Raw genomic sequence first — 25,407 nt, 5'->3', positions numbered from 1 at the left:
TCGCCGCCATTTGATTGAGAACGGGCCGAGATCGGCGAGACAGGACGGTCGTTGGGTTCGATGCCGGTGCCGGGTGTCGAGGAATCGAAGGTTTCCTGAAGATCAGCGCACTGCGCTCAGGGCACGTTCGATCTTCTTGCCCGGGTAGGGCGTTGCCCGATCGACACCGAACAGGTCCCAGTAGAAGTCGTTCATGGCCGCCGCCACGGGGGCGTACCGGCGGATCACCGCTGCGGCGGCCGGTGGAGCGCCGACGGGGTCCGCGCCGGCCGCGCACGCGCGGATGTAGTCGTTGCGTTGTACCGGCCCGCCCTCTCGCGGCGCCGCCACTCCGCAGACGTTGGTGACGAGCCAGTTGACCAGCCGCATCAGCGCGTACCCGATGTCGTGGGTCCGGTTGCGCTCCAGGAATTCGACCTCCTGCTCGGACAGGTCGAACCGAGGGGAGGTCGCCAGTCCGAGGTCGGCGATGTACAGGCGTTCACCGTCGGTGAGGATGTTGCCGAAGTGGCCGTCGAAGTGCATCAACTCCTGGCCGTTCATGAAGGCCACGTCGGTGAGCAGGCACGACTCGACCATGGCGCTCGCCGCCATCGCGGCGTCCTGGCCGGCGGTGAGCTGGGCGGCGAGCCAGTCGTCGAGGTTGTAGGGGATGAACTCCTGGAACAGCACGATGCCGGCCGAGGCGCGGGCAAGGGCGTGGAGACGATCCCGTACCGCCGGTGATCCGTCCCAGTACCGCACGACCGCCTCGACGTCGGCGTGCTCATCGCCGGGTGGCGGCGCTCGGGTGGCGGCGCTCCCGGCAGCACCCGCCAGTGGTACAGCAGCGGAAAGGCCGCACTGCGCCCGGCCAGGACCCAGTTGGTCGTCATGACGTTGGCCGCGAGTTCACGCCATGCGCCGAAGCCCGGCCCGCCGACCTCGACAAGTCCGTACTGGCAGAACGGAGGCACCCCGAACAGGTTCGCCGTGGACATCACGTTGCCCGCTGAGCGCTCCAGGTCGGTCAGCGGGATGCGCTTGGCGAAGACCGGTACGCCGGCGACGTCCAGCAGCACCGAGGTACCGCCGATCCCCGAGCCCAGGGTCCGCGCCTGCTCCAGCGACTCGGCGAGTTGTCGGTCGCTGCGCAACGTCAGGGCGCTCGCCACATCGCCGTATCTGCTGACACGCTCAGCTCGGGACATGTCCAACGCGTCCGGCGGCTTCGACACCCGGCATCCTTCATGATCGAATCGTCTGGTGAGACGCTACACGTACACCCGCGCGCTGACCGATCGGCCTGGCTCTGCTGCCACTGCTCCATGACCTGCCGGAGGGCCGTGCTCGCGAGGAGCGGGAACTCGGCGGAGAGGCCGAAGCGGGCACCGGCCGGGTTCGTGGCCCCGAGGATCTCCGCCGCGCGCTGCGGCGCCCGCGGTGCGTCCGGGCGTGTTCCGAGGGATCCGTCAAAGAGCGCGGTACATGATGTGCAGTCCGACGTAGCCCTTCACCGGGTGCCGGAAACCCTCCGGCACGGTGCCGAGCACCTCGAATCCGAGCCGCCGGTACAACCGCACCGCCGTCTCGTTCGTCTCCACGACCGCGTTGAACTGCATCGAGCGGAAACCCGCCGCCCGGGCCCACTCGATCGTGTACTCGCACAGCGCGCGGCCCACACCGCGTCCGGAATGCGCTGGATCGACCATGTAGCTGGCGCTCGCGACGTGCGAGGCGTTGCCCATCTGGTTGTTGTTCATCTTCGCGGTGCCGAGGATCACGCCGTCGTCGTCGACCGCGACGACCGTACGGTTCGGGGCCGACAGCAGCCACCAGTCGCGCCCCGCCTCCTGACCGAGATCGAGCGGGTAGGAGAAGGTCTCTCCAGCGGCGACGATCTCGTGAAAGAACGGCCAGATGGCCGGCCAGTCGTCCACGACGGCTTCTCTGATCAGCATCCGCCCAGTATGCGGCAGCCGGGCGGTGCCGGTGCCAATGCCGGTGCGCCACACGATCACCCCGAATCGGCGGCCGCCCAGGGGCTCGGCTCGGCTGCCGCGCGCGGAATCGCCGGTCTCCACGTCGCTCCTCCAGCGCTGACGGGGCCACGTCACCGGAGGCCGAGGACCTTCTCCACCGCGTCGGCCGCCGCCGGAGCCCCGCCCGCGGCGGTCATCTCCCGCCGCATCCACGCCAGCCGCTCGCGAACGTGCCCGTCGCCGGCCACGTCCTCCACGGCCCGCCACAGCGCGTCGGGGGTGACCTCGCCCGGGGGCGGCACCGTGCCGAGGCCCAGTTCGGCGATGCGGTCGGCGTTGGCCCGCTGCTCGGCCATCTGGCACCGCCACCATCGGCACCTCGAGGTGCAGGCTCTCCATCGTGGCGCCCATCCCGGCGTGCGTGACGAACGCCCGCGCGTGCCGCAGCACGGCCGGCTGCGTCGCGGGCCGCCACGGGCTGGATCGCGCCACGCTGCGCGACATCGCCGTCGAGGCGGGCATCTCGCTCGGAGCCGTGCAGCACTACTTCCGCAGCAAGGACGAGCTGCTCCGGCACGTGATCGGCTATACGGGCGAGCAGGTCACCGCGCGGATCATGGCCGGACTCGGCGACCACGACGGCGCCTTCTCCGGGCGATCCTTCCTGCGGGTGATGGCCGCCGAGATGCTGCCGCTGGACGCCCGCCGCCGGTCCGAACGCCGCGTCCTCCAGGCATTCGGCGTCCGCGCCGCGGACGCCCCCCACCTGGCCGATCCCCTGCGAGAGGGGTACCACTGGCTGCACGACCAGGTCGCCGAACTGATCGGCCGGGCCCAGCGGGCCGGCGAGCTACGGCCCGACCTGGACGCCGAACGCGAGTCGATCGCACTGCTCGCCATGATCGAGGGTCTGGCCTTCGACATCCTGCTCGGCGTGCGCGATCCCGGCCAGGCCATGGCGAGCGTCCACTACCACCTGGACCGGCTGGCAGCCCGATAGGTCTCCCGGCCCGGCGGTCGACGCGCCGCGGTGCCCGCGGGCGGTGGATGTCCATGCCCACCAGGACGGTGCCACGGTGCTCGCGGGCGGTGGATGTCCGTGTCCACCAGGACGGTGCCGCGGGAATCGCACCGGCGCGGTGACGCCGTACGCGAAGATCCAAGGTCTTCCCAGCACCGGGCCGGGACGATATGACAGGGATGCGCCGTATGTCGGGGGCGGCACGGCCATCCAACGTCGCGACGGGGAGACCACATGACCGTACAAGTGATCATCGAGGCGGTTGGGCGGACGGAGTTGTCGGCCGAGCGGGTACGGGAGGTGGCCGCGGCGCATCCCGCCGTGCTCGCCCACCTGGAGGTCGCCGACGCCGGGCGGCTGATCGTGGGCCCCGCGGTGGCGCTCGGCCACGACCCGGACGAGGGCGCCCCGTTCCGGGCGGGGGTGTTCGACCCGGTCTCCAACCGGGGGGTCGAGCTGCGCGGGACCCTGGACCGGCCCGACCAGGCGCAGGTGCTGCCCAGCGCCTACCGGCCCAACCCGCGCCACGAGGAGCTGAAGGCCGCCGCGGCGATCCTGCGCGCCGACGAGCGCTTCCCCGCCGGGGAGGACGTGCTGGTCTACCAGCCCATGCCGCCGCTGGCCGACCTGGACAACCCCGACGGCACCACCACCCGCCGCCCCACCCTGGGCGTCTACGACCCCTCGGGCGCCACCATGCACCGCATCGTCGCCGTGGACGTCGCGGCCGGCCACGTCGACTGGTCCCCCGCCGGGGTCGGCGTCGCGATGCACCACCCGGGCGACTGCGAGTCGCACCTGCCCGTCCCCGTGGAGACCCTGCGCGACCGGGGCGGCCCCGACCAGGTGCGGCTGCGCGTGGTCGACGGCGACACCGAGCTGTGGAACATGATCGTGGTGCGGCCCCGCGCCTCGGCGCCCACCAACCCCGGCGACGGCTCGGGGGTGGAGCTGAGAGAGGTGCGCCACCGCGGCAGGCTCGTGCTGCGCCAGGCGCACGTGCCGATCCTCAACGTCCAGTACGAAGAAGACGGCGTCACCTACCGCGACTGGCAGTACGAGGAGACCCGCTTCTCGGCGACCGGCACCGAGCCGGTGGGCTGGGGGTGGCGGATCTGCGCCGAACCGCCCCGGACCATCCTGGAGCGGCCCGACAACGACGCCGGCAACTTCCAGGGGGTGGCCTTCCACCATGACGGCGGCGAGCTGCGCATCGTCAGCGAGCTGGCGGCCGGCTGGTACCGCTACGCCTCGGAGTGGCGCCTGGGCGACGACGGCACGATCAAGCCGCGCTTCGGGTTCGCCGGGGTGCGCAACCCGCGCACCTGCATGCGCCACCGCCACCACGTCTACTGGCGCTTCGACTTCGACGTGGAGGGCTCGGCCAACGACGTGATCGAGCAGTTCGACGACACTGGCTCGGGCGTTCCCCAGGCGGTGCCGATCGTGCGGGAGGTCGCCCGCAGGCGGCGTCCTCCCGCCCTGTTCTGGCAGGTCACCGACAAGACCAGCGGCCGGGGGTGGCGGATACGACCCGGCGAGCACGACAACACCACCGACCCCTACGGCGTCGCCGACCTGTGGTTCCTGCGCCACCACCCGGCCGAGCTCTACGACGGCAACACCGGTCCCGACAACCGGGCGATGCTGAACCGCTTCGTCAACGGCGAGAGCGTCAGCGCCACCAACGTCGTCGTCTGGTACGCCGGGCACTTCCGGCACGACCAGAACGACCCCGAGCCCCACCACGGGCACGTCGTGGGCCCGGACCTGATCCCCGTCACCTGACCTTCGCCACCCGGCCCGCGGCCGGTGGACATTCGGCCGGGGCCGTTGAATAGCCTGGGAAGCCGGCGCGGGCCGATGGCGAGGATTCGCGATCGGGTCGCGGGCGGATGTCCGGTACGGGTCCGTGGCTCCGACGTCTCCGGTGCCGGGCGCCACGGCGGCGCCGGCGGAGAGGAAGACACCATGAAGTACATGATCTTGATGTACGGCTCGCAGCGGGACTACGACGCCATGGCGGGCAAGGACGGCGACCGGCCGGCCCTGTCCCCGGAGGACTTCGCGCCGATGCACGCGTTCATGGAGGCGTTCTCCAGGGACCTGGAGGAGTCCGGCGAGTTCGTCGAGACGCGGGGCCTGGCCGCTCCGGTCCACACCCGCAGGGTGGGGTCGAAGGACGGTGTCCCGGTCGTGACCGACGGCCCGTACGCCGAGACCCAGGAGGTCCTGGCCGGCTACTGGATCGTGGAGTGCGAGAGCTTCGACCGGGCGACCGAGATCGCCGCCCGGCTGGGAGAGTGCCCCGCCCCCGGGTCGCTCGCCGCGAACGCCTACGCCGACGTACGGCCGGTCGAGGAGTTCCAGGGCGAGCTGGCGATCTGATCGTCTCCATGGTCGACACCGAGGTCGAGGACCTGCTGCGCCGGCTGGCGCCGCAGGTCCTCGACGCGCTGGTACGGCGTTACGGGCATTTCGACACCGCCGACGACGCGGCGCAGGAGGCGCTCCTGGCCGCCGCCACGCAGTGGCCCGAAGACGGCCTGCCGGACAATCCGCTGGGCTGGCTGATCACGGTCGCCTCGCGCAGGCTGACCGACCTGCTGCGCGCGGAGCAGGCGCGCCGGCGCCGTGAGGACACCGTCGCCCGGTGGGCGCTGTCCGACCGGTGGCCGGCGCCCGCCGCCGACAGGCCCGCCGCCGAATCCGACGACACGCTCATCCTGCTGTTCATGTGCTGTCACCCCTCGCTGTCGGCGGCCTCGCAGATCGCCCTCACCCTGCGGGCGGTCGGCGGCCTGACCACCGCGGAGATCGCCCGGGCGTTTCTGGTGCCGGAGGCGACCATGACCCGGCGCATCACCCGGGCCAAGCGCAGCGTCAAGGACAGCGGCATCCCCTTCGGCATCCCCTCGGGGCCGGAGCGCGCCGACCGGCTCGGCGTGGTCCTGCACGTGCTCTACCTGATCTTCAACGAGGGCTACGCCAGCACCTCGGGGCCGAGCCTGCAGCGCGTGGAGCTGTCGTCGGAGGCGATCCGGCTGGCCAGGATGGTCCACCGGCTGCTGCCCGACGACGGCGAGGTGACGGGGCTGCTCGCGCTCATGGTGCTCACCGACGCGCGCCGCCCGGCGCGTACCGGGCCGGACGGCTCCCTGATCCCGATGGCCGAGCAGGACCGCGGCCTGTGGAACGCCGCCTCCATCGCCGAGGGCGTGGCGCTCATCACCGGCGCGCTCCCCCGGGGGGTGGCGGGCCCGTACCAGCTGCAGGCGGCGATCGCCGCGATCCACGACGAGGCGCCGAGTGCCGAGGCGACCGACTGGCCGCAGATCACGGCCCTGTACGAGCTGCTGATGCGCATCTCCGACAATCCCGTGGTGGCGTTGAACCACGTCGTGGCGGTGGCCATGGCCCGGGGCCCGCACGCCGGGCTCGGCCTGCTCGGCCCGCTCGCGGCCGACGGGCGCATCGCCGAGGACCACCGGCTGCACGCGGTCCGCGCCCACCTGCTGGAGATGGCCGGTGAGCGGGTGGCGGCGCGTGACTGCTACCGGGAGGCGGCCCGGCGCGCGACCGGCCTTTCCCAGCAGCGCTACCTGCACGCCAGGGCGGCACGCCTGGCGGACGGGCGGCCGGGCCCCGGGTGAGGCGGTCTCTCAGGCGGACCGGTCGTGGCGTTTCGGCTCCTGATCGGGGTGGTGGCGCGGCACCAGTGTCGGGTTGACGTTGCCGAGCACGGTGTCGCGGTCGATCACCACGCGGGCCACGTCGTCGCGGCCCGGCACCTCGTACATCACGTTGAGCAGGACCTCTTCGAGGATCGCGCGGGTCGCGCGGGCGCCGGTGCGCCGCAGCAGCGCCTGGTCGGCGATCGCGCCGACGGCCTCCTCGGTGAACTCCAGCTCGACGCCGTCCATCTCGAAGAGCCTGCGGTACTGCTTGATCAGGGCGTTGCGCGGTTCGGTGAGGATGCGCACCAGCGCCGTACGGTCCAGCGGCTGGAAGGTCGACACCACCGGGAGCCGGCCGACCAGTTCGGGGATCAGCCCGAACCTCAGCAGGTCCTCGGGCATGACCTCGGCCAGGACGTCCCGCTCGCGCCCGATGCGGATCGGGGCGCCGAACCCGGCGCCGCCGCGGCCGGTCCGGGCCTCGATGATCTGCTCCAGGCCGGAGAACGCGCCACCGGCGATGAACAGCACGTTGGTGGTGTCGATCTGGATGAACTCCTGGTGCGGGTGCTTGCGGCCGCCCTGCGGCGGCACGCTCGCGGTCGTGCCCTCCAGGATCTTCAGCAGGGCCTGCTGCACGCCCTCGCCGGAGACGTCCCTGGTGATCGACGGGTTCTCGCTCTTGCGAGCGATCTTGTCGACCTCGTCGATGTAGATGATGCCGGTCTCGGCCTTCTTGACGTCGTAGTCAGCGGCCTGGATCAGCTTGAGCAGAATGTTCTCGACGTCCTCGCCCACGTAGCCCGCCTCCGTCAGGGCGGTGGCGTCGGCGATCGCGAACGGGACGCCGAGCATCCGGGCGAGTGTCTGGACGAGATGGGTCTTGCCGGAGCCGGTCGGGCCGACCAGCAGGATGTTGGACTTGCCCAGCTCGACCGCCTCGACCGGCTCGACCGCCTCCCTGCCCGCGGCGTGCCGCGCGCCGGGGAGCACGCGCTTGTAGTGGTTGTAGACCGCCACCGCGAGCGACTTCTTGGCGTTGTCCTGCCCGATGACGTACTGCCCGAGGAACTCGTGGATCTCCCGCGGCTTCGGCGGCCTGCGGAGCCCTCCCCCGAAGCCGGCGGGGGATTCGGGGGATCGGCCGAACTCCTCCTCGATGAGCTCGTTGCAGAGCTCGACGCACTCGTCACAGATGTAGACACCGCCGGGACCGGCGATGAGCCTCATGACCTGCTTCTGGCTCTTCCCGCAGAACGAGCATTTCAGCAGGTCGCCGCGGTCACCGGTGCGTGCCATGGGAAACGTCTCCTCAGCGGTCGTAGGGGGCGAAGAGCCGCGGGGTCACAGGGTCACGAGCAGTGACGCCAGGCGCCAGGTGCCCGGGTCGGGCGCGCGTCCCGCGTTCTCCGGGGCGAGGGCCAGGTCCGGGAAGCGGCGCAGCAGCGCGGTGAGCGCGACCTCGGTCTGTACGCGGGCCAGCGAGGCCCCCAGGCAGAAGTGCGGCCCGTGGGCGAATCCGAGGTGTCCCCCCGCCTGCGTGGAGCGGCCCAGGTCGAGCAGGTCGGGGTCGGCGAACACGCGCGGGTCGCGGTTGGCGGCGGCGATCGCGGCGGTGACGGGCTCGCCCTCGCGTACCAGCGTGCCGTGCAGCTCGACGTCCTCGCGCGCGTAGCGGGGGATCGACAGCAGCGTCGGGCCGCACCAGCGCGTCAGCTCCTCGATGGCGCGCGGCATGAGCGCGGCGTCCTCGCGCAGCGCGGCGGCCTGGCCGGGGTGGGTGAGCAGGACCTCCACGGCGTTGGCGATGAGGTTCGTGGGCGTCTGCCCCGCCAGGACCAGGTGCCAGACCATGGTGACCAGCTCGGTGTCGCCGAGCCGGTCACCGTCGTCGGCCTGGGCGCGGATGAGGTCCGACAGCAGGTCGTCGCCGGGTTCGGCGCGACGGCGCGCGACCGCCGCCCTGGCGCCTTCCATGATGTTCGGTATGGCCTCGGCGAACCTCTGGCCCCCGCCTCCCACGACGGTGGCGCCGTACTCGCGCCAGTGCGGGCGGTCGGCGCCGGGAATGCCGACCAGCTCGCAGATGACGTCCATCGGCAGCGGCCGGGCGAAGTGTCCCAGCAGGTCCACCACGCCGTGCTCGGCGTGGCCGGGCAGGCCGTCGAGCAGGGCCTCGACGATCGGCTCGATCCGCGGCCGGAACTCGGCGGCGCGGCGCGCGCTGAAGGCGGGCGACACCAGCCGGCGCAGCCGTAGGTGCTCGGGCCCGTCCATCTCGCTCATGGTCCGCATGTAGGGCAGGCAGTCCTCCGGCACGTCGGGCCGCATGAAGCTGGCGGCGTTGATCTCGAACCGCGGGTCGCTCAGCATCGCCCTGACGTCCTCGTGCCGGGTGAGCGCCAGCATCGGGCCGAAGCCGGGGGCCACCAGCCGCGCCAGCGGCGAGGCCTCCCTGGCGCGCCCGTAGGCGGCGAAGGGGTCGCGCAGCACCTCGGCGTCGGTGAGGTGGATCTCGGGAACGTCGCTCACGTCCTGGTCGACGGCGGTCATGGGTCCTCCGGAATCTCAGATGTTCAGAACAGATGGTCTCGTCATCTGAGTGGTCACGGTATCTTGGATCACGATGGACGGCAACGCCGCGGCGAGGAGGACGATGGGCCGGCTCGGCAGGGCGCAACTGCAGGAACGCAACCGTGCCAAGGTGCTGGCCGCGGCCGTGGACGAGTTCGCCGAACGCGGTTTTCGCGACGCGAAGATCGACTCCATCGCCGAGCGCGCCGAGCTCACCCGCGGCGCGGTCTACTCCAACTTCCCCGGCAAGCGGGCCCTGTACTTCACGGTCCTGGCCGACCTCGCCGAGCGCGCCCCCGAGCCGCCGAACCCCGAGCCCGGCCTCACCCCCCGCGAGGCGCTCGGCGCGCTCGCCCGCGTCTGGCTGGCCCGGCTCCCCCTGAGCGTCGACGAGCGGTACGGCATGGCCAGGATCGGCATGGACCTGATGCCCGAGATCCTCGCCGACGAGCGGACCCGGCGGCCGTTCGCGCAGCTGATGAAGCTCGACGCGATCCTGCTCGGGCTCGCGCTGGAGCGCCTGCGCCCGCCCGCGACCCCCGGCGGACGTCTGGTGCACGTGGCCGAGGCCGCGCTCACCATCCTGCACGGCGCGAACCAGATGGCCGCCGCCGCTCCCGGCTTCACCGAGCCCTTCAACATCGTCAAGGCCTGCGAGCGGCTCGCCGGCCTCGACCTCGACGACATGTGGCCGTCCACGCCGTGGATCCCGCAGGCCCGGCCCGCCGACGAGCCGTGGTCGCCGCCGCCGGCGGTGAACGCGGTGCGCGCCGAGCCCGCGCGGCTCACCGGCGACGGCGTGGTGGCCGTTCTGGGGCTGCACCGGCTTGAGGCCGCCGAGGAGGCGGTACGGGCCGCACCGGCCGGCGCCACGATCACCGCCGTGCTGGTCACCGGCGACCCCGGCGAGCTGGCACCGCTGGCGCGGCTGGCCGTCGCCGACCTCTGCGGCTGCCTGCGCCAGGCCTTCCCGCCCTCGGCGTGGCCACGCCTGCAGGTGGTGCTCGACGACTCCGGCGCCCTGGCCGCGGCGGCGGGCGTCCTGGCCGTCAGCGACGCGACCGAGGCCGCCGTCCGAGTCCAGGCGGGCCGGATCGTCATGCGCGCCGACGGCCGCGGCGCGTGCCACACGGCCGCCACGGCGCGGGGCGAAGCCACGGCGGACGAGGCCGGGCGGCCCGCCGGCACGGCCCTCGACACCGGCCCCGGGGCAGTGAAGCCGTCGGTCCCGGGGCGATGAAGCCACCGGTGCCACCCGGCGCCCTCGCCGCAGAGCCTCGGGCGCCAGGCCAGGGAATTCGCCGGCCTAGGCATCATGTACGGTCATCTGTGACCTCATCTCCCCCTTCCTCCCGCCGGCGAGGCTGATGCCCTCCCTCGACACCGTCCAGTGGGTCATCCTGCTGGCCGCCCTGTTCCTGGTGGGCTTCTCCAAGACCGGCGTCTCCGGCTCGGGGACGGTGGCCATCGCCCTGTTCGCGCTCGTGCTGCCGACCAAGCAGTCCACGGGCACGCTGCTGCCGCTCCTGCTCGTCGGCGACCTGGTCGCCGTGGCCTCCTACCGGCGCCACGCCGACTGGCCGAGGCTGATCCGGCTCTTCCCGTGGGTCGCCCTGGGCGTGGTCGCCGGGGCCGTGGTGGTGCGCTGGATCGACGACGCGCAGATGAGACGGCTCATCGGGGCGATCCTGCTGATGATCATCGCGGTGCACCTGTGGAACCGGCGCCGGGCCCCGGAGGACTCGCTCGCCCATCGCCGCCCGGTGGCCGCCCTCGCGGGCGTCTTCGCCGGCTTCGCCACCATGACGGCCAACGCGGCCGGCCCCATCATGGCCATCTACCTGCTGGCGGCGGGCCTGCCGATGCTGGGCTTCCTGGGGACCAGCTCCTGGTTCTTCCTGACGATCAACGCCTTCAAGGTGCCGTTCAGCGTCGCGCTGGGCCTCATCACCCCCTCCAGCCTCGTCTTCGCCGCGCTGGGCGCCCCCGCGGTCCTCGCCGGAGCCGCGACCGGGCGCGCCGTCATCAGCCGCATCGACCGCACGCTCTTCGAACGGATCACGCTGGGGCTCACGCTGCTCGCCGCGGTGCGCCTGCTGCTGTGAGGTCTCCGCCGGCGGCCGGTCGTACGGCTCAACGCGGACGCCCCGACGGCCGCGGCACCGACAGGTCCGTGTCGCGTTCGAGCAGGGCGAGGAAGTGGCCGAAGCCGCCCGGCGCCCGGGGGTCGCGGCGCGCCGAGGTCACCACGGCCACGCCGGTGGTGCGCAGGACCCGCCTGCCGGCCAGCTCCAACGCCCGGACCAGGGCGTCGTCCTCACCGGTCGGCAGCGCGCTGAACCCGCCGACCGCCAGGTAGGCGGCGGCGGTGACGCCGAGGTTGGCGCCGTGCACGTGCGGATGCCATCGCCCGCCGTCCGCCTCCGCGCCGGTCGCGTCCTGGCCGGCCGTCCTCGTCCCCGTTCTCGTCCCTGTCCCGGCGGCGTACCCCTCGGCGTAGGCGGCCCTGCACCGCGGCGGGTAGCCGGACCAGTCGGTGATCATCACAGTGCCGACGACGGCCTCCCACCTCTGGGAGGCGTGCCTGAGCTGGCGGCTGAGCCAGCAGGGCGGGACCAGGGTGTCGGCGTCGGTGGTGGCGACCCAGACGGCGGCGGGATCCAGGGCGCGGGTCCGCCGCAGGAGCGCCTGCGTGCCCGCCAGCCGCGCCTGCCCGACGTTGGTCATGGTGCCCTCGACGACGGTCGCCCCGGCCTGCGCGGCGAGGGAGGCCGGACGGTCACCGCACGTGTCGGCGACGACGATCAGGTGGACCGCCACGCCGGGGAGCATGCGCCCGGCCAGGTTCACCGAGGCCAGGCAGGCGGGCAGCAGGTCCTCCTCGTCGCGGGCGGGCACCACGACTCCGACGGCCTGGATCACACAAGTCCCTCGGTCTCGGCCACCGAGGGGGCCGCGGCACCGCGCAGGTAGACCTCGGCGAGGAAGTCCGGCTCGCGGTTCGACGAGGCGGGTCAGCCCGGCACGTCCGGCGAGGGCGCGGTGCACCTCCTCGCCGCCGCGCGGGTACTCCGCGACGGGATGCCTCCAGTGCACCGCGAGCAGGGTGCCCCCGGGGCTCAGCGCGGCGACCGCCAGGTCGAGCATCCGCTCCAGGTCCATGCCGCCGAAGTAGTAGAGCACCTCCGACAGCACGATGAGATCGAACTCCCCCTCCCGCTCCGGCCACTCATCGGGCAGGACGCGCCGCTGCACCCGCGTCCCCGGGTGGCCCGCGGTGCGTTCCGAGGCCGCCGCGACCGCGACGGAGGACAGGTCGCAGGCCAGCAGCCGGTCGCAGCGCGGGGCGAGCAGGGCGGTGAACACCCCGATGGAGCAGCCGGCCTCGAAGGCGTTGCGGTAGCGGCGCGCGGGCAGCAGCGCGGCACTGATGGCGTACTTGCGCTCCTCGTACCAGCGGGAGGTGAATCCCCACGGGTCCGGCGAGGCCGCGTACATGTCCTCGAAGTACTCCGGCCCCAAGGTCGCCGGATGGGTCGTCACCGGATACCTCCGGCGCGGAGTCCCCGGCGCCGGCCGTGGAGAGGATGTCAACGGAAGAGCACCTCGTGATCGCGGGTGAAGTGGGCGACGACGCCGGGGGGCAGCACCGCCTCCAGACCGGCGCCGCGGGGCTCCAGCTGGCTGGCGAAACAGCCGATGGCCGCCCGTTTGCGGGCCAGGACCGCCGGCGGCAGGGGGATGCGCGACGCCCGGTCCCAGGGCAGCCGCGCGTCGCCGGGCCGGGCCCAGTGCCAGGCCCAGATCGGGTAGAAGTAGGGGCGCAGCCCCGCCGAGGCCGCGGCCCTGCCTGCGGCCTCGTGATCGGAGTGCGCGTCCGCCTCCCACGGGGCCAGGCACACCTCGAACCCGGCGGACGCCTTCCCCAGCGCCCGCGCGAGCTCGCCCTCGCGCTCGGCCAGCCCGGTGTCGGGCATGCCCAGCCGCACGACCTCCACGCCGCCGGCCCCCAGGGCCTCCAGCGCGGACGCGGTCTCCCCCACCCGCCGCGCCACCAGCGCCGCCACGTCGGCGACCCCCGGGTGGGAGGCCTCGCCGTCGGTGACGGCGACCAGGCGCAGCCGCACCTCTGAGGCCGCCAGCAGCGACAGCAGCCCGCCGAGCCCCAGCACCTCGTCGTCGGGATGGGCGGCGATCACCACCGCGCTGCGCCATCCGCCGTACGCGAGCGCCGGGAGGGCGCCGAGCCCCGGCCAGGCGCGCCACTCGGCCTCCGGGGTTCCCGGGGCGTCGATGGGGTTGGGGGCGGGATCGGCCCAGCCCGCCCGGTCGGCCCGGTCGGTGCTCACCAGCCGGCTCCCTGCTCGGCGACCAGGGCACCCAGCGCGGCGAGGTCGCGTTCGGCGTGATGCTGGCGCAGGTAGACCGTCAGGTCGGCGACCCGGCGCCCGTGCGCGGCGTCGTGGGCGAGCGGCCCGGCGCCCAGCGCCCTGCCCACCCGGCCCATGACGTCGGTGGCCATGGTCTCCACCAGCGCCTTGAGGCGCAAGGACCGCGGCCTTCCCGCGTTCTTGAGGTCGTGGGGGTCGGCGTCGATCTCGTCGGCCGACTCCTCCAGCGCGGCCCTGGCGGTACGCAGCGCCACGTCGACCGCGCCCAGGTGGGCCAGGGCGTGCGGGCCGACGTCCCGCTCGGCCGCGGCGGCCAGCAAGGTCTCGGCCACGCCCCTGGCTCCCCCGTACCAGCACGCGGCGACGCCCGCGCCGCCGTGGTGGAAACCGGGTCTTCTCACATACCCGTCCACCGGTCCCACCGGTTCGGCGGGAACCTCGTCGAAGCGGACGTCCAGGGTGTCGCTGGCCGCCATCCCCGTCGCCGGCCAGCTGCCGATCACCGGCCGCAGGCCCTCGGCCGCCACGGCGAGCGGGGGCCGTTCGGTGCCTCCGCGGTCACCAGGGCGTGGGTGCACACCCGCGGCCCCGGGGTGCGCCGAGAGGGACGGGCCGGGAGGCTGTGCCGCTCACACGCCCCACCGGCTGCCGGTCGCCGGCGCGGGACCGGCGAGTTCGGCGAGGATCGCGAGGGCGTCGGCGTGCCCCTCGCACAGTCGCGCCAGCGACAGGTCCCGCCGGGCCAGCGAGCTCAAGGCCTCCCACCGCCGCCTGGTGCCCCCGCCGCCGGGCAGCGGAAGGTCCAGCCGCCCCGACTCCACCTCGGCGACGAACTCTCTTTCGACTCCCCGTCCATGGACCGGGCCTACCCTGCCGGGGGTATTCATATCATTCCTGGTAAAAAGGGTTAGTTCTGCTCCGGCAAGATCTTCGACGGGCTCACGAAAAACGAAATCCGCACGCTCCTCGATGTTTTCGTTTACCTTCGTCGGCAAGTATTCGCGGCGACGAAAGGAAGAAAGCGTGTTACGAGGACTTACCACCGTGAGATTTCACGCCGCCGATCTGGACGCGGCCAAGAAGTGGTACACCGAGCTGCTGGGCGTCGAGCCGTACTTCGACAAGCCCGGCTACGTCGAGTTCCGCTTCGGCGACTACCAGCACGAGCTGGGCCTGCTCGACAGCGGCTACGCCCAGCAGCTGGCCGACGACGTGGAGACCGGCCCGGCCGGTGTCGTCACGTACTGGCACGTCGACGACGTCCCCGAGGCCCTCGACCGGCTGCTGTCCATGGGGGCCGTGGAGCACGAGCCGCCCCGGGAGTTCGGCCAGGGATTCGTCGGCGCCTCGGTGATCGACCCCTTCGGCAACATCCTGGGCGTCATGTACAACCGGCATTACCTGGAGATCCTCGACTCGCTCGCGAAGGCCTGATCCGCGGTCTCCCCCTTTCTTTTTCCCGCGGAATGCTCAGCCGTGGGCGCGCAGGGCGGCGATCACCCACTCGAAGGCCGGAACGACCGAGGGAAACGGCTCCCGGCCGTTGAGCACGCCCAGCAGCTGCCAGTAGCGCTCCACCTGGGCGTCGGCGAGCATCCGGAGCCGCTCGCGCAGCTCGGCGCGCTCCGCGGCCGGCAGATGGGGCTCGACGACGCCCGCCAGGACGCGCCCGCCCTCGGCCGACTCCGGCGCGATCCCACCGGCCAGCGCCCGGCCGCCCTCCTCCAGCACCCGACGTCGCAGGTCGAAACCGGCCTCGATCCGGGGCTCGGAGGAGCCGCTGAGCACGATCCGCCGCAGCCGCCCCCGGAAGTCCTCGTCGGCGACCAGCTCGGCCAGCTCCACCCAGGCGTCGACCTGGCCCGGTGTCGGATCGTCGGGCAGCTCGCCGGGCAGTTCCCGCATCCACCCGGCGACGATCGCGGCGTCGCCGTCAAGGTCGAGGTCGATCCCCGCGAAGAGGCCACCGACGAAGTCGTCGACGACCCGCTGCCGCTCCGTGGCGGACAGCCGGGCGAGTTTGTGCATCATCAGTGTCTCCTCCGTTGTACTTCCACGCCTGGCGACCGTGCGGAGTACGGCGCGGCGCAGCCTCAGGGTCCGGATCTCCGCGTCCAGCGCCCGGGCGTGGATCCGCGCCACCTCGGCCACGGTGACCTGGCGCGCCAGGATCGCCTGGATGCCCTCCAGGCCGATTCCGAGCTCGCGCAGCGTCCGGACCAGGTCGAACCGGGCGACGGCCTCCGCGTCGTACAGGCGGTACCCGCCGTCGGAACGGCCGGTGGGCGGCACCACGCCGCTGTCGGACCAGAAGCGGATCGTGTGCACCGGCAGGCCGGTACGGCGGGCGAGCCCGCCGATCGTGTAAAGCTCCGCGCTGTCACTCACGAGACGAATCTGCACCCTCAAGTCACTTGAGAGTCAAGCGGCGGACGCGCCGGACCCGCGAAGGGCGTCCGTCTTCGCGGGTCCGGCGCGGGCTCTTCGCGAGGCCGGCGGGCGGGGCGGCCGGCGCCGGCCGCCCCGCCCGCCGGACGAGGAGTCACCGGCTCGGCCGTCTCAGCGCGAGAGCAGGTCCCGAAGGGTCTTGGCGACGTCGGAGGGAGCCTCCTCGGCCATGAAGTGGCCGAAGGTGACGGGGATGTGCCGCAGGTCGGGCGCCCAGGCGCTCCACAGCGCCGCCGCGTCGAAGCCGAGGGCGGCGCCCCAGTCCTGCTGCAGCACGGTGACCGGCATCCGCAGCCGGATGCCGGCGTCCCGGTCGGCCTGGTCGTGGGCGACGTCGACACCGGCGGAGGCGCGGTAGTCGGCCACGATCGAGGGCACCGCCGCGCGGCAGGCCTCCAGGTAGGCGGCACGGACATCGGCGGGGATCGCCTCCGGGTCCTTGGTCCAGATGTCCAGGAAATACCCGAAGAAGGCGTCGGAACTGGCGGCGATCATCTGCTCGGGCAGGCCCGGAGGCTGGGCCATCAGGTACAGGTGGAAACCGACGGCGGCGGTGGTGCCGTGCAGCACCTCCCACATGTCCAGCGTGGGCAGCACGTCGAGGCTGGCCAGGTGGGTGATCGTCTCGGGGTGGTCCAGGCCGGCGCGGATGGCGACCAGGGCACCGCGGTCGTGCCCGGCCAGCGCGAAGCGCTCGTGTCCCAGCGCGCGGGCCAAAGCGACGATGTCGGCGGCCATGGTGCGCTTGGCGTAGGTGGTGTCGTCGGCCTCGGCCGGCTTGTCGCTGGCACCGTAGCCGCGCAGGTCCGGACAGATCACGGTGTGATCGGCCGCCAGGTCGGCGGCGACGTGCCGCCACATCAGGTGGGTCTGGGGGAAGCCGTGCAGCAGCACGATCGGGCTGCCCGTTCCCGCGACGGCCACGTTCAGGGACACGCCGTCGGCGACGGGGACGCGCCGGTAGTCGAATCCGGCGATGACAGGCGCCATGGTTCCGCTCTTTTCCCTAGGTGGTTGGATTCCCCCAGCCTGCCGGGCGTGAATGAGCATCCGGTCAGCGCGCTAACGTGGCCAGGGGGACGCGCGGGGAAAGGACGGTCGAGGGGTGCGGGTCGTGTTCGGGGTGCTGGGGCCGGTGACGGCCTGGGACGCTGCCGGGGACGCGATCGCCCTGAAGGGGCCGCGGCACCGCGAGGTGCTGGCCCGGCTGATCATCGCCCGCCGCCGCGTCGTCCCGATCACCGGCCTGGTCCAGGACCTGTGGGACGATCCACCCCCCGGCGCGGTGGGCGCGGTACGCACCTTCGTGGCCGCGCTGCGCCGCGCGCTGGAACCCGAGCGCCCGCCCAGGACCCCGGCCCGGCTGCTGGTCACCGAGGGGCCGGGGTACGCGCTGCGCGCGGAACCGGACGCGGTGGACGCCTGGCGCTTCGAACGGGCGCTGTCGGCCGCCGCGACGATGCCTCCCCAGGACGGGCTCGCCCGGCTGGCCGAGGCGCTGGGGTGGTGGCGCGGGCCCGCCTACGCCGAGTTCGCCGACCGGAGCTGGGCCCGCACGGAGCGCTCCCGCCTGGCCGAGCTGCGGCTGCACGCCGTCGAGCGCCAGGCCGAGACCCGGCTGGCCCTCGGCCTGGCCGCCGAGGCGGTGCCGGACCTGGACGCGCACGTGGCCGAGCACCCCTGGCGCGAGGACGCCTGGCGGCTGCTGGCGCTCGCGCTGTATCGCACCGGCCGCCAGGGCGACGCGCTCGCCGTCCTGCGCCGGGCACGAACGACGCTGGTCCAGCAGCTGGGGGTGGACCCGGGCCCGCCCCTTCGCCGCCTGGAGGCCGATATCCTCCACCACGCCGGCCACCTCGACCTCACCTCCGGCCCGGACGGGGCGGCGGCCCGGGTATGGGCACAGACGGCCGCCGTCTACGACCGCACCGTGACCTCCGGTGCCCGGGCCCGGCTGGAGTCGACGGTGGGCCTGCTGCGCAGCCTCGCGGTGACCGGAGGCGCGGGCCTGGACGCCTCCCGCAAGCACCGCCTGGCGGCCATCACCGCCGCCGAAGAGCTGGGCGACGCGGAACTGACCGCCCGGGTGATCGGCGCCTACGACGTCCCGGCGATCTGGACCCGCTCGGACGACCCCCAGCAGGCGGCGCGCGTCGTGGCGGCGGCCGAACGCACCCTGGCCGCCATCCCGCCCGGCGGGCATGAGGCGGCGCGGGCCGGCCTGCTGGCCACGATCGCCCTGGAGTCGCGCGGCACCCGCTCGGCGCGCGGGCCCCAGGCCGCCCGCCAGGCCGAGGAGATCGCCCGTCGCCTGGACGATCCCGCGCTGCTGGCGTTCGCCCTCAACGGCGTGTTCATGCAGACCTTCCACCGCGCGGGACTGGCTCCGCGCCGGGACGAGATCGGCGCCGAGCTGGTCGCGCTGTCCACCCGGCACGGCCTGGTGGCCTTCCAGATACTCGGGCATCTCATCCGCCTCCAGGCCCGCGGCGCGCTCGCCGACTTCGCCGAGGCCGACCGGCACGCGGCCGCCGCGGACCGGCTGGCCGAGCGCCACGAGCGGCCGCTGGTGGGCGTGTTCACCCACTGGTACCGGGCACTGCGGCTCGCCGCGGCCGAGCGGACACCTGCGGCCGAGGCCGAGGCGGCCTACCGGGACGCCATCGCACGGCTGGACGGCGTCGGCATGCCGGGCCTGGAGCACGGCCTGCCGCCGCTCGCGCTGCTGTGCCTGCGCCTGCGGCACGCGCTGCCCGCCCCCACCGACGAGCACATCGACTGGGGCCCCTACGAGCCATGGGCCCGTCCCCTGGTGCTGCTGGCCCGAGACCGGGCCGCCGAGGCCGCCGAGGCGCTGCGCGAGGTCCCCGAACCGCCCTGCGACCTGCTGTTCGAGGCCCTGTGGTGCCTGACCGCGCGGGCCGCGATCGCCATCGGCGACAGGCAGGCCATGCAACGCGCGCGCGACGAGCTCACCCCCGCGGCGGCGGAGCTGGCCGGGGCGGGCAGCGGCCTGCTCACCCTGGGACCGGTCTCCCGGCACCTCGACGACCTCGACGACGCTCTCGCCCGCCACGGCGGCGCGGCCCGCTCCCGCCGGAGATGAGACAGGATTTTCCCGTCAGCGGCGTCCGACGAGTGCCCACCGCGCACCCGGCGATCCCGAAGGCGGGATCGGAAAGCAGGCGAGATTAATTTAAATCCAGAATCATCCCGACTGATTTCCGCTTTTGTGGAGGTTCGTCTCTCAAGGGGTGATGGCGGGATCATCGAGGTCGGCCGATCCTGGCCGGTCCAGCCCGGCGGCCAGGTCGGCGATCGCCTGGTCGATCTCCTGGCGCAGGATGTCCATGGGCGGCGTCTCGTCGAGACCGTCGGCGTGTTCGAGCCACCGGCTCAGGACCACGCGGAGCGCTGTCAGCGCCGTTGCCGCGCACAGTGCCGGATAGATCCCGCTCGGCGCCGGATCGGCGCCGGATCGAAGGCGTTCGGCGATGGCCTCGGCGAGCGCCTTCTCCTGGGAGACCAGCAGGGCCAGCTGGTGGGGTAGCAGCGACGGCGTCCTGGAGATGAGCCGTGCCGCCCTGATGTAATCGCGGCTGGTCTCGTCATCGTGGTCGACGACGGCGAGCACCGCCTGGCGAAGCGCCCACAGCATCGATTCGGTCCGGGGCCGGGCGCGGAACTCGGCGGTGAGCGCCTCACAGCCGGCCGCCACCACCGCCACCACCGCCTCCTCCTTGCTGGAGAAGTAATTGAAGAAGGTCCGCAGCGCGATGTCGGCCTCGGTGGCGATCTGCTCGACGGTGACGTTCTCCACGCCATGACGCAGCCCCAGACGCAGCGCCGCTTCCCGTACGGCGGCCCGGGTGGCCAGCTTCTTCCGCTCGCGGCGCCCCGTCACGACCCCGGCCCCGGTGACGGTACCGGTGGCGGTCCTGGTGCCGGGTTCGGCGCGCGCCGGCGTGAGCGGCGCCTCAGGGCGGACCATGATGTCCCCTTTCGCGGGCTCGGCGTGCTGGACGGCCCGGCGGGCCCGGTGGGACCGGGCCCGCCGTGAATCGGTAAGCCTAGACTGCTACAGGCGGGTCAGGCCCAGGTGACGGGCAGGGAATGCACGCCGAAGATGAGCATCTCGTTGCGCAGCGGCACCTGCTCGGCGGGCACGGCCAGGCGCAGGTTCGGCATCCTGGTGATCAGCTCCCCCAGGCCGACCCGCATCTCCGCCCGGGCGAGCTGCTGGCCCAGGCACTGATGGATGCCGTGCCCGAAGGCCAGGTGCGGGGTGCGAGGCCGCCGTACGTCGAGCCGGTCGGGATCGTCCCAGTGGCGGGAGTCGCGGTTGGTCTCGGGCGTGGCGATGATCACCGTGGCGCCTGCGGGGATCTTCACGCCGGCGAGCGTGACGTCCTCGACGGCCACCCGGCTGACGCCCATCTGGATGATGGACAGATAGCGCAGCAGTTCCTCGATCGCGTTGTCCATCAACGCCGGGTCGGCGCGCAGCGCGGCGAGCTGGTCGGGGTGCTCCAGCAGCGCGAAGGTGCCCAGGCCCAGCATGTTGGCGGTGGTCTCGTGCCCGGCGCCGAGCAGCACCAGCGCCATGTCGGTCAGCTGGGCGTCGGTCAGCGGCGGGTCGGCGTCGTGCACGAGCCCGGACAGGATGTCGTCGGCCGGTTCGGCCCGCTTGGACGCCACCAGTTCCTGGATGAAGCCGTACAGCTCCAGGCCGGCGCGGACCCGCTCCTCTTCGGGGGTGGTGGAGTTCAGCGCGATGGCGGTGCGTTCCTGGAACTCGGCCCGGTCGGCGTAGTCGACGCCGAGCAGCTCACAGATCGCCAGCGAGGGGATCGGCAGCGCGTAGGCCGGCACGAGGTCGGCCTCGGTGCCGGCGGCCCGCATGGCCTCGATGTGCTCCACGGCGATCTCACGCAGGCGAGATTCCAGCGCCTTCATCCGCCGGACGGTGAACTGACCGGTCAGCAGCCGTCGCAGGCGCGTGTGCTCCGGCGGATCCATGAAGACGAACATCCCGTCGGCACGGCTTTCCACCTTCGGCGCGAGGCTGGACGCCTCCTGGCCGTCCTGCGCCGCGGCGGCCAGTTGCTCGACCTCGTGCGGCTGCAGGCTGGTGACGTCGGGATAGCGCACCCGGTCAGAGCTGAAGCGCGCGTCGGCCAGGACGGCGCGGGCCTCCTGCAGGCCGGTGACCAGCCAGGTGGGAGCGCCGTTGAGGAGCTTGAGCGGCTGGATCGCCCCCTGCTCACGCCGCTGCCGCAGCCCGGACGGCGGATCGAACGGGCAGCCGCCCCGCTCCACCAGGTCCGCCGGCAGCATCCTGCGCATTCCCGTCGGGGATTCCGTCACCGGCCTGGCCTGGGTCTCGCTCTGCTCGCCGCGAGTCGTCATCGCCACATCCTCTTCTTGGGCAGCAGGCTGTGCCGCCCGTCACTGGCGGGGTTCGCCGTCACCCTACACACAAAACATGCATGCCAAGCATCTATGCATGTCGAGTATCAATGCACGACGCGCATTTTTTTCTGGCCGTAGGGAGTGCCAGTAAGACTCGGGCAGCCGGTACAGGCGTTTGAGTCAGAGCGGTACGAGGCCGAAGCGGGCAACCGGACCAAGTGCCATGTGCCATGCGCTCGGCGAAACCATGTGTGCCGGGCCGCGAGATCGGGCCTGGCCGTGCAGTTGTGCACGCCGCCGTGGCCGGGGTCCGTCCCGGATGACATCTGGTCGATTCCGCAGGCCGCAGTCGCGCGGCCGGCCTTTCCTGTCGGACGTGAAGCCGTCCGCGAGGAACACGCACCGGGCCTGGTCGCGCTTGGTGGCCGGCGTCTGACCGGGCTCGATGACCGGCAGCGGGGTCGCCTGGGCCGGTGTGCCGATTGCCCGGGGTGTGGACCCAGCGACCTGTCTCACTCGACCCCGTGAGGACGGCGCCGGGAACACGTACGCCTCCTGCCGCAACGACATGTACCCGGGGGTTGACTCGTTAGCTAAAGATGATAGCTTTTAGCTAACAAAGTTAGCTAATGCGCCGACAAGCCACATGGAGGCAGTCATGACCGAGTTCCTGAACGTTGACGGTGGGACCATCGCCTACGAGGTGACCGGCCTCACCGGCCCGCTGGTGGTGCTCGCCCACGGCATGGGCGACAGCCGCGAGGCCTACCGGTTCCTCGCCCCCGCCCTGGTGGAGGCCGGGTATCGGGTCGCCGCGGTGGACCTGCGCGGCCACGGTGAGTCCAGCGTCGGGTGGGCGTCCTACACCCGCACCGCCATCGCCGGCGACCTGATCGCCCTGGTGCGGCACCTCGGCGGGCCGGCGGTGCTCGTCGGGCACTCCATCTCCGGCGGTGCGGCCACGATCGCCGCGGCCAAGGCCCCGGAGCTGGTCACCGCGCTGGTCGAGCTCGGGCCTTTCACCCGCAAGCAGCAGATCCGGCTCGGTGACCTGCGGGTGGCCGCCTACCGCCGCGGGGCGACCCATCTCATGGGCACCACCATCCTGGGCAGCACCCGGCAGTGGGCCAAGTACCTGGACGTCGCCTACCCCGGCGTCAAGCCGGCCGACTGGGACGTCCGCATGAAGCAGATCACCGCGATGCTGCAGGAGCCGGGCCGGATGAAGGTCCTGCAGGCGATGGGCAAGATCTCTCCCGTCGACGCCGGTGAGCAGCTGGGCAACGTCACCTGCCCGGTGCTCATCGTCCAAGGCAGCCTCGACCCCGACTGGGTCTCACCGCGGGCCGAGGGCGAGGCGATCGTCGCCGACCTGCCGGCCGGGCTGGGCCGGCTGAAGATGATCGACGGCGCCGGCCACTATCCGCACGTCCAGTACCCCCAGCAGACCCTCGCCGCGATCCTGCGCTTCCTGGGCGGCGTCCGTGCCTAGGGCAGGCCTGAACGCGGCCACGATCGTGGCGGCCGGCGCCGCGCTCGCCGACGAGATCGGCTTCGCCGACCTGACCATGGGCAGGCTGGCCGAGCGGGTCGGGGTGCGCACCCCGTCGCTGTACAAGCACATCGCCAGCCAGGCCGACCTCAACCGGCAGATCGCGGCGCTCACCCTCGCCGAGGCCGCCGACGCGATCGGCGCGGCCACCCAGGGCCGCGCCGGGCGTGACGCTCTGATCGCCGCGGCCCGTGCGCTGCGTGACTTCGTGCTCGCCCACCCCGGCCGCTACGCGGCCACCATCGGCATCACGCCGACCGGTCCAGACGACCCGATCGCGGTCGCCGAGAGGCGAGGACTGGGACCCTTCGAGGCGGTACTGCGGGGATACGACATCGCCCCGCAGGAGATGACCCACGCGCTGCGCGCGCTGCGCAGCATCTTCCACGGCTTCGCCACCCTGCAGGCCAGTGGCGGATTCCAGTGGTCGGCCGACATCGACGAGAGCTTCGAGTGGCTCATCGACTTCGTCGACCGCGGCCTGCGCTCCACGTCGGACCCCGGCCCCACCGATCACCCGTAGGCCACCCGCGCGCCGAACCCTCACCCCTCTCCTCCGCACGAGCCAGAAGTGGGAACCACCATGAAACCCGTCCTCACCTCCGTCATCGACATCGACGCCACCCCGCAAGCGGTGTGGGACGTCCTCACCGACTTCGCCGCCTACGGCGAGTGGAGCAACTTCTCCGCAGCCGAGGGAACCGCCCGAGTGGGAAGCAGGCTCACCATGCGCATGCCGGGCATGACCTTCAGACCCACCGTCACCGTCGCGACACCCGGCCAGGAACTGCGGTGGGTCGGCACGCTCGGCGTCAAGCAGCTGTTCCACGGCCGGCATTCCTTCGTTCTTTCTCCCAACCCCGACGGCACCACCCGCCTGACCAACCACGAGGAATTCTCCGGCGCCCTGGTCACCCTGATCCGGCCCTTGCTCAGGACGCCCAAGAACGACGGGTACGCCGCGTTCAACAAGGGCCTCAAGCAGCGGGCGGAAGGTCGCACCGAGCTCGGAACACGGTGACGACGCCCTCGGCGGCGATCTTCGCCGGGATGACCACGACCAGCCTCGGCATCAGGTGGATGCAGGGATGCCTGGAACGGCGGTTCCCGCTGTTAAGGGACGAACCTGCCTGCGGCAGGCGAATGCGGACGGCTCCTTGATCCGCGCGGGCATAGGATCGGCGGCATGGCATTGCGGCTTGTTCAGATTGCGATGAATGCTCGGGATGACTCCGCGCTCGGCCGGTTCTGGGCGGAGGCGCTCGGCTGGACCATTTCCAGCGAGGAACCCGGCGTGACCAACCTCGAACCAGAGGGCTTCATCTATCCCGACCCCGTTGCCGTTTGCATCGACATCATCGCCGTCCCGGAACCCAAGACGGTGAAGAACCGCGTGCACGTCGACCTCGCCACCACCTCCGCGGCCCATCAGGCGGACCTGGTCGCGCGCCTGAAGGCTCTCGGTGCGACGCCCGCCGACGTGGGTCAGGGCGACGTGCCGTGGACGGTCCTGGCCGACCCGGAGGGCAACGAGTTCTGCGTGCTGGAGCCCCGATCGATCTACCGGAACACCGGGCCGATCGCCGCGGTGGTGGCCGACTGCGCCGATCCGCGGGCCATGGCCCGGTTCTGGGGCGAGGCGATGGACTGGACCCTGCACGAGGTCACCGACGATCATGCGGTGCTGCGATCCGCCAAGGACGTCGGCCCGTATCTGAAGTTCCTCCGCACACCCGACACCAAGACCGTGAAGAACCGCGTCCATCTCGACCTCCGCCCATACCTCGGTGACGATCAGGCGGCGGAGGAGGCCCGGCTGCGGGCTCTGGGCGCCACCGATCTCGACCTCGGCCAGGGCGACGTCCCGTGGACGTGCCTCGCCGACCCGGAGGGCAACGAATTCGACGTCCTCACCCCGCGCTGACGCCGACCCTCACCGTTGACATCGGCGACGGGCCCCACCGCGCTGCTGACTGTGGCCGGGCCCGTCGCGCGATCGCGGGCAGCCGGGTCGCGCCGGGTCCTCCACGGGCCGACCGAGATCGGCGCCATCGGGAGCCCGTCGACGACGGCCGGTGCGAGGAAGGGGAAAGGGCCTTCCCCGCACCATGACAACACCTGAGCCGGCGACAGGGACCACCGCCGCCGGAAAACCGTTTGAGCCTTCACTCCGCGTTCCCGTAGGTTGCCTGCGGCCCCGTCGCAGTGAGGACAGAGAACGAACCGCGTGACCCCGCCTGCTCTTTAGACCCGACACTTCCTTGCGCTCACCTTCAAGTCGACCCTCCGGTCGGCTCTGCCGGGCTGCCCGTACGCGCCCGGTCATACGGCGTTTGAGGCCGCGCGCAATCGGCCTCGTGTCAGGTCTAGA

General features: G+C 72.4%; 26 protein-coding genes. 13 read left to right on the top strand and 13 right to left on the bottom strand.

What is annotated here, in order from left to right; translation table 11 throughout:
- Nucleotides 1-102 precede the first annotated feature (102 nt).
- On the bottom strand, nt 103-744 hold the full coding sequence (locus ACSDR0_RS35455) for a hypothetical protein (RefSeq protein ID WP_435293304.1): 642 nt from the start codon (nt 742-744) through the stop codon (nt 103-105).
- Between the two features lie 18 nt (nt 745-762).
- Here ACSDR0_RS35455 and ACSDR0_RS35450 point away from each other — a divergent pair, with 18 nt between their 5' ends.
- Entirely contained in the window at nt 763-1,233 is a 471-nt protein-coding gene (locus tag ACSDR0_RS35450; protein ID WP_435293303.1) for a hypothetical protein, read from the top strand.
- A 218-nt stretch (nt 1,234-1,451) separates the two neighbouring features.
- Here the strand turns inward: ACSDR0_RS35450 and ACSDR0_RS35445 are convergent, their stop codons facing one another.
- Nucleotides 1,452-1,940 carry a GNAT family N-acetyltransferase gene (locus ACSDR0_RS35445; RefSeq protein ID WP_435293320.1) on the bottom strand — a complete coding sequence of 163 codons (489 nt, stop codon included), beginning with the start codon at nt 1,938-1,940 and terminating at the stop codon, nt 1,452-1,454.
- 152 nt (nt 1,941-2,092) lie between these two features.
- Complete coding sequence (locus tag ACSDR0_RS35440) at nt 2,093-2,317, bottom strand: hypothetical protein (RefSeq protein ID WP_435293323.1); 225 nt, start codon at nt 2,315-2,317, stop codon at nt 2,093-2,095.
- A 65-nt stretch (nt 2,318-2,382) separates the two neighbouring features.
- On the opposite strand from ACSDR0_RS35440, the gene ACSDR0_RS35435 reads away from it, so the two are divergent.
- The 4 genes from ACSDR0_RS35435 to ACSDR0_RS35420 all read left to right on the top strand — a co-directional run bounded on the left by ACSDR0_RS35435 (nt 2,383) and on the right by ACSDR0_RS35420 (nt 6,635).
- Nucleotides 2,383-2,961 (top strand): TetR/AcrR family transcriptional regulator, encoded by a 579-nt coding sequence (locus ACSDR0_RS35435; RefSeq protein ID WP_435293302.1) that lies wholly within the window; start codon nt 2,383-2,385, stop codon nt 2,959-2,961.
- 255 nt (nt 2,962-3,216) lie between these two features.
- Nucleotides 3,217-4,770, top strand: a complete 1,554-nt coding sequence (locus ACSDR0_RS35430; RefSeq protein ID WP_435293301.1) for a hypothetical protein — start codon at nt 3,217-3,219, stop codon at nt 4,768-4,770.
- A gap of 183 nt (nt 4,771-4,953) precedes the next feature.
- Complete coding sequence (locus ACSDR0_RS35425; RefSeq protein ID WP_435293300.1) at nt 4,954-5,370, top strand: YciI family protein; 417 nt, start codon at nt 4,954-4,956, stop codon at nt 5,368-5,370.
- 8 nt (nt 5,371-5,378) lie between these two features.
- Nucleotides 5,379-6,635 carry an RNA polymerase sigma factor gene (locus ACSDR0_RS35420; RefSeq protein ID WP_435293299.1) on the top strand — a complete coding sequence of 419 codons (1,257 nt, stop codon included), beginning with the start codon at nt 5,379-5,381 and terminating at the stop codon, nt 6,633-6,635.
- Between the two features lie 9 nt (nt 6,636-6,644).
- Here the strand turns inward: ACSDR0_RS35420 and clpX are convergent, their stop codons facing one another.
- Nucleotides 6,645-7,958, bottom strand: a complete 1,314-nt coding sequence (gene clpX / locus ACSDR0_RS35415; protein WP_435293298.1) for an ATP-dependent Clp protease ATP-binding subunit ClpX — start codon at nt 7,956-7,958, stop codon at nt 6,645-6,647.
- 45 nt (nt 7,959-8,003) lie between these two features.
- Entirely contained in the window at nt 8,004-9,212 is a 1,209-nt protein-coding gene (locus ACSDR0_RS35410) for a cytochrome P450 family protein (RefSeq protein ID WP_435293297.1), read from the bottom strand.
- Nucleotides 9,213-9,315: 103 nt separating this feature from the next.
- On the opposite strand from ACSDR0_RS35410, the gene ACSDR0_RS35405 reads away from it, so the two are divergent.
- Nucleotides 9,316-10,473: a TetR/AcrR family transcriptional regulator gene (locus ACSDR0_RS35405; protein WP_435293319.1), complete on the top strand. Its 1,158-nt coding sequence runs from the start codon at nt 9,316-9,318 to the stop codon at nt 10,471-10,473.
- A gap of 127 nt (nt 10,474-10,600) precedes the next feature.
- Nucleotides 10,601-11,338 carry a sulfite exporter TauE/SafE family protein gene (locus tag ACSDR0_RS35400; RefSeq protein WP_435293296.1) on the top strand — a complete coding sequence of 246 codons (738 nt, stop codon included), beginning with the start codon at nt 10,601-10,603 and terminating at the stop codon, nt 11,336-11,338.
- Nucleotides 11,339-11,366: 28 nt separating this feature from the next.
- Here ACSDR0_RS35400 and ACSDR0_RS35395 read toward each other — a convergent pair whose 3' ends face one another.
- The 4 genes from ACSDR0_RS35395 to ACSDR0_RS35380 are packed head-to-tail and all read right to left on the bottom strand — an operon-like array spanning nt 11,367 to nt 14,445.
- A complete protein-coding gene (locus ACSDR0_RS35395) occupies nt 11,367-12,776 on the bottom strand; it encodes a methyltransferase (protein WP_435293295.1) in 1,410 nt (469 codons plus the stop codon).
- A 47-nt stretch (nt 12,777-12,823) separates the two neighbouring features.
- Complete coding sequence (locus ACSDR0_RS35390; RefSeq protein WP_435293294.1) at nt 12,824-13,582, bottom strand: PIG-L deacetylase family protein; 759 nt, start codon at nt 13,580-13,582, stop codon at nt 12,824-12,826.
- Nucleotides 13,579-14,202 (bottom strand): hypothetical protein, encoded by a 624-nt coding sequence (locus ACSDR0_RS35385; protein WP_435293293.1) that lies wholly within the window; start codon nt 14,200-14,202, stop codon nt 13,579-13,581. Before ACSDR0_RS35385 ends, ACSDR0_RS35390 begins: the two co-directional genes overlap by 4 nt.
- A gap of 51 nt (nt 14,203-14,253) precedes the next feature.
- Nucleotides 14,254-14,445, bottom strand: a complete 192-nt coding sequence (locus tag ACSDR0_RS35380; protein ID WP_435293292.1) for a hypothetical protein — start codon at nt 14,443-14,445, stop codon at nt 14,254-14,256.
- 223 nt (nt 14,446-14,668) lie between these two features.
- Here ACSDR0_RS35380 and ACSDR0_RS35375 point away from each other — a divergent pair, with 223 nt between their 5' ends.
- Nucleotides 14,669-15,058 carry a VOC family protein gene (locus ACSDR0_RS35375; RefSeq protein ID WP_435293291.1) on the top strand — a complete coding sequence of 130 codons (390 nt, stop codon included), beginning with the start codon at nt 14,669-14,671 and terminating at the stop codon, nt 15,056-15,058.
- A gap of 36 nt (nt 15,059-15,094) precedes the next feature.
- On the opposite strand, the gene ACSDR0_RS35370 is transcribed toward ACSDR0_RS35375, so the two are convergent.
- Entirely contained in the window at nt 15,095-16,012 is a 918-nt protein-coding gene (locus ACSDR0_RS35370; protein ID WP_435293290.1) for a MerR family transcriptional regulator, read from the bottom strand.
- Between the two features lie 171 nt (nt 16,013-16,183).
- Complete coding sequence (locus tag ACSDR0_RS35365; protein WP_435293289.1) at nt 16,184-17,062, bottom strand: alpha/beta fold hydrolase; 879 nt, start codon at nt 17,060-17,062, stop codon at nt 16,184-16,186.
- A 115-nt stretch (nt 17,063-17,177) separates the two neighbouring features.
- Here ACSDR0_RS35365 and ACSDR0_RS35360 point away from each other — a divergent pair, with 115 nt between their 5' ends.
- Nucleotides 17,178-19,178, top strand: coding sequence for a BTAD domain-containing putative transcriptional regulator (locus tag ACSDR0_RS35360; RefSeq protein WP_435293288.1), 2,001 nt, complete (start codon nt 17,178-17,180; stop codon nt 19,176-19,178).
- A 141-nt stretch (nt 19,179-19,319) separates the two neighbouring features.
- Here the strand turns inward: ACSDR0_RS35360 and ACSDR0_RS35355 are convergent, their stop codons facing one another.
- Together ACSDR0_RS35355 and ACSDR0_RS35350 are read right to left on the bottom strand one after the other, a co-directional pair.
- Nucleotides 19,320-20,063 carry a TetR/AcrR family transcriptional regulator gene (locus ACSDR0_RS35355; protein ID WP_435293287.1) on the bottom strand — a complete coding sequence of 248 codons (744 nt, stop codon included), beginning with the start codon at nt 20,061-20,063 and terminating at the stop codon, nt 19,320-19,322.
- A gap of 98 nt (nt 20,064-20,161) precedes the next feature.
- Nucleotides 20,162-21,481, bottom strand: a complete 1,320-nt coding sequence (locus tag ACSDR0_RS35350) for a cytochrome P450 (RefSeq protein ID WP_435293286.1) — start codon at nt 21,479-21,481, stop codon at nt 20,162-20,164.
- Nucleotides 21,482-22,142: 661 nt separating this feature from the next.
- Here ACSDR0_RS35350 and ACSDR0_RS35345 point away from each other — a divergent pair.
- From ACSDR0_RS35345 to ACSDR0_RS35330, 4 genes are all read left to right on the top strand, one after another.
- Nucleotides 22,143-22,976, top strand: a complete 834-nt coding sequence (locus ACSDR0_RS35345; protein ID WP_435293285.1) for an alpha/beta fold hydrolase — start codon at nt 22,143-22,145, stop codon at nt 22,974-22,976.
- Nucleotides 22,969-23,559: a TetR/AcrR family transcriptional regulator gene (locus ACSDR0_RS35340; protein ID WP_435293284.1), complete on the top strand. Its 591-nt coding sequence runs from the start codon at nt 22,969-22,971 to the stop codon at nt 23,557-23,559. The genes ACSDR0_RS35345 and ACSDR0_RS35340 overlap by 8 nt, the downstream gene beginning before the upstream one ends.
- 60 nt (nt 23,560-23,619) lie before the next feature.
- Entirely contained in the window at nt 23,620-24,057 is a 438-nt protein-coding gene (locus ACSDR0_RS35335) for an SRPBCC family protein (protein WP_435293283.1), read from the top strand.
- 192 nt (nt 24,058-24,249) lie between these two features.
- Nucleotides 24,250-24,960 carry a VOC family protein gene (locus ACSDR0_RS35330; protein WP_435293282.1) on the top strand — a complete coding sequence of 237 codons (711 nt, stop codon included), beginning with the start codon at nt 24,250-24,252 and terminating at the stop codon, nt 24,958-24,960.
- Nucleotides 24,961-25,407 lie beyond the last annotated feature (447 nt).

Source organism: Streptosporangium sp. G11 (genome assembly GCF_051192615.1).
In the GTDB taxonomy this organism is placed as follows: domain Bacteria; phylum Actinomycetota; class Actinomycetes; order Streptosporangiales; family Streptosporangiaceae; genus Streptosporangium.
This window is presented reverse-complemented; position numbering and strand designations above follow the sequence as displayed.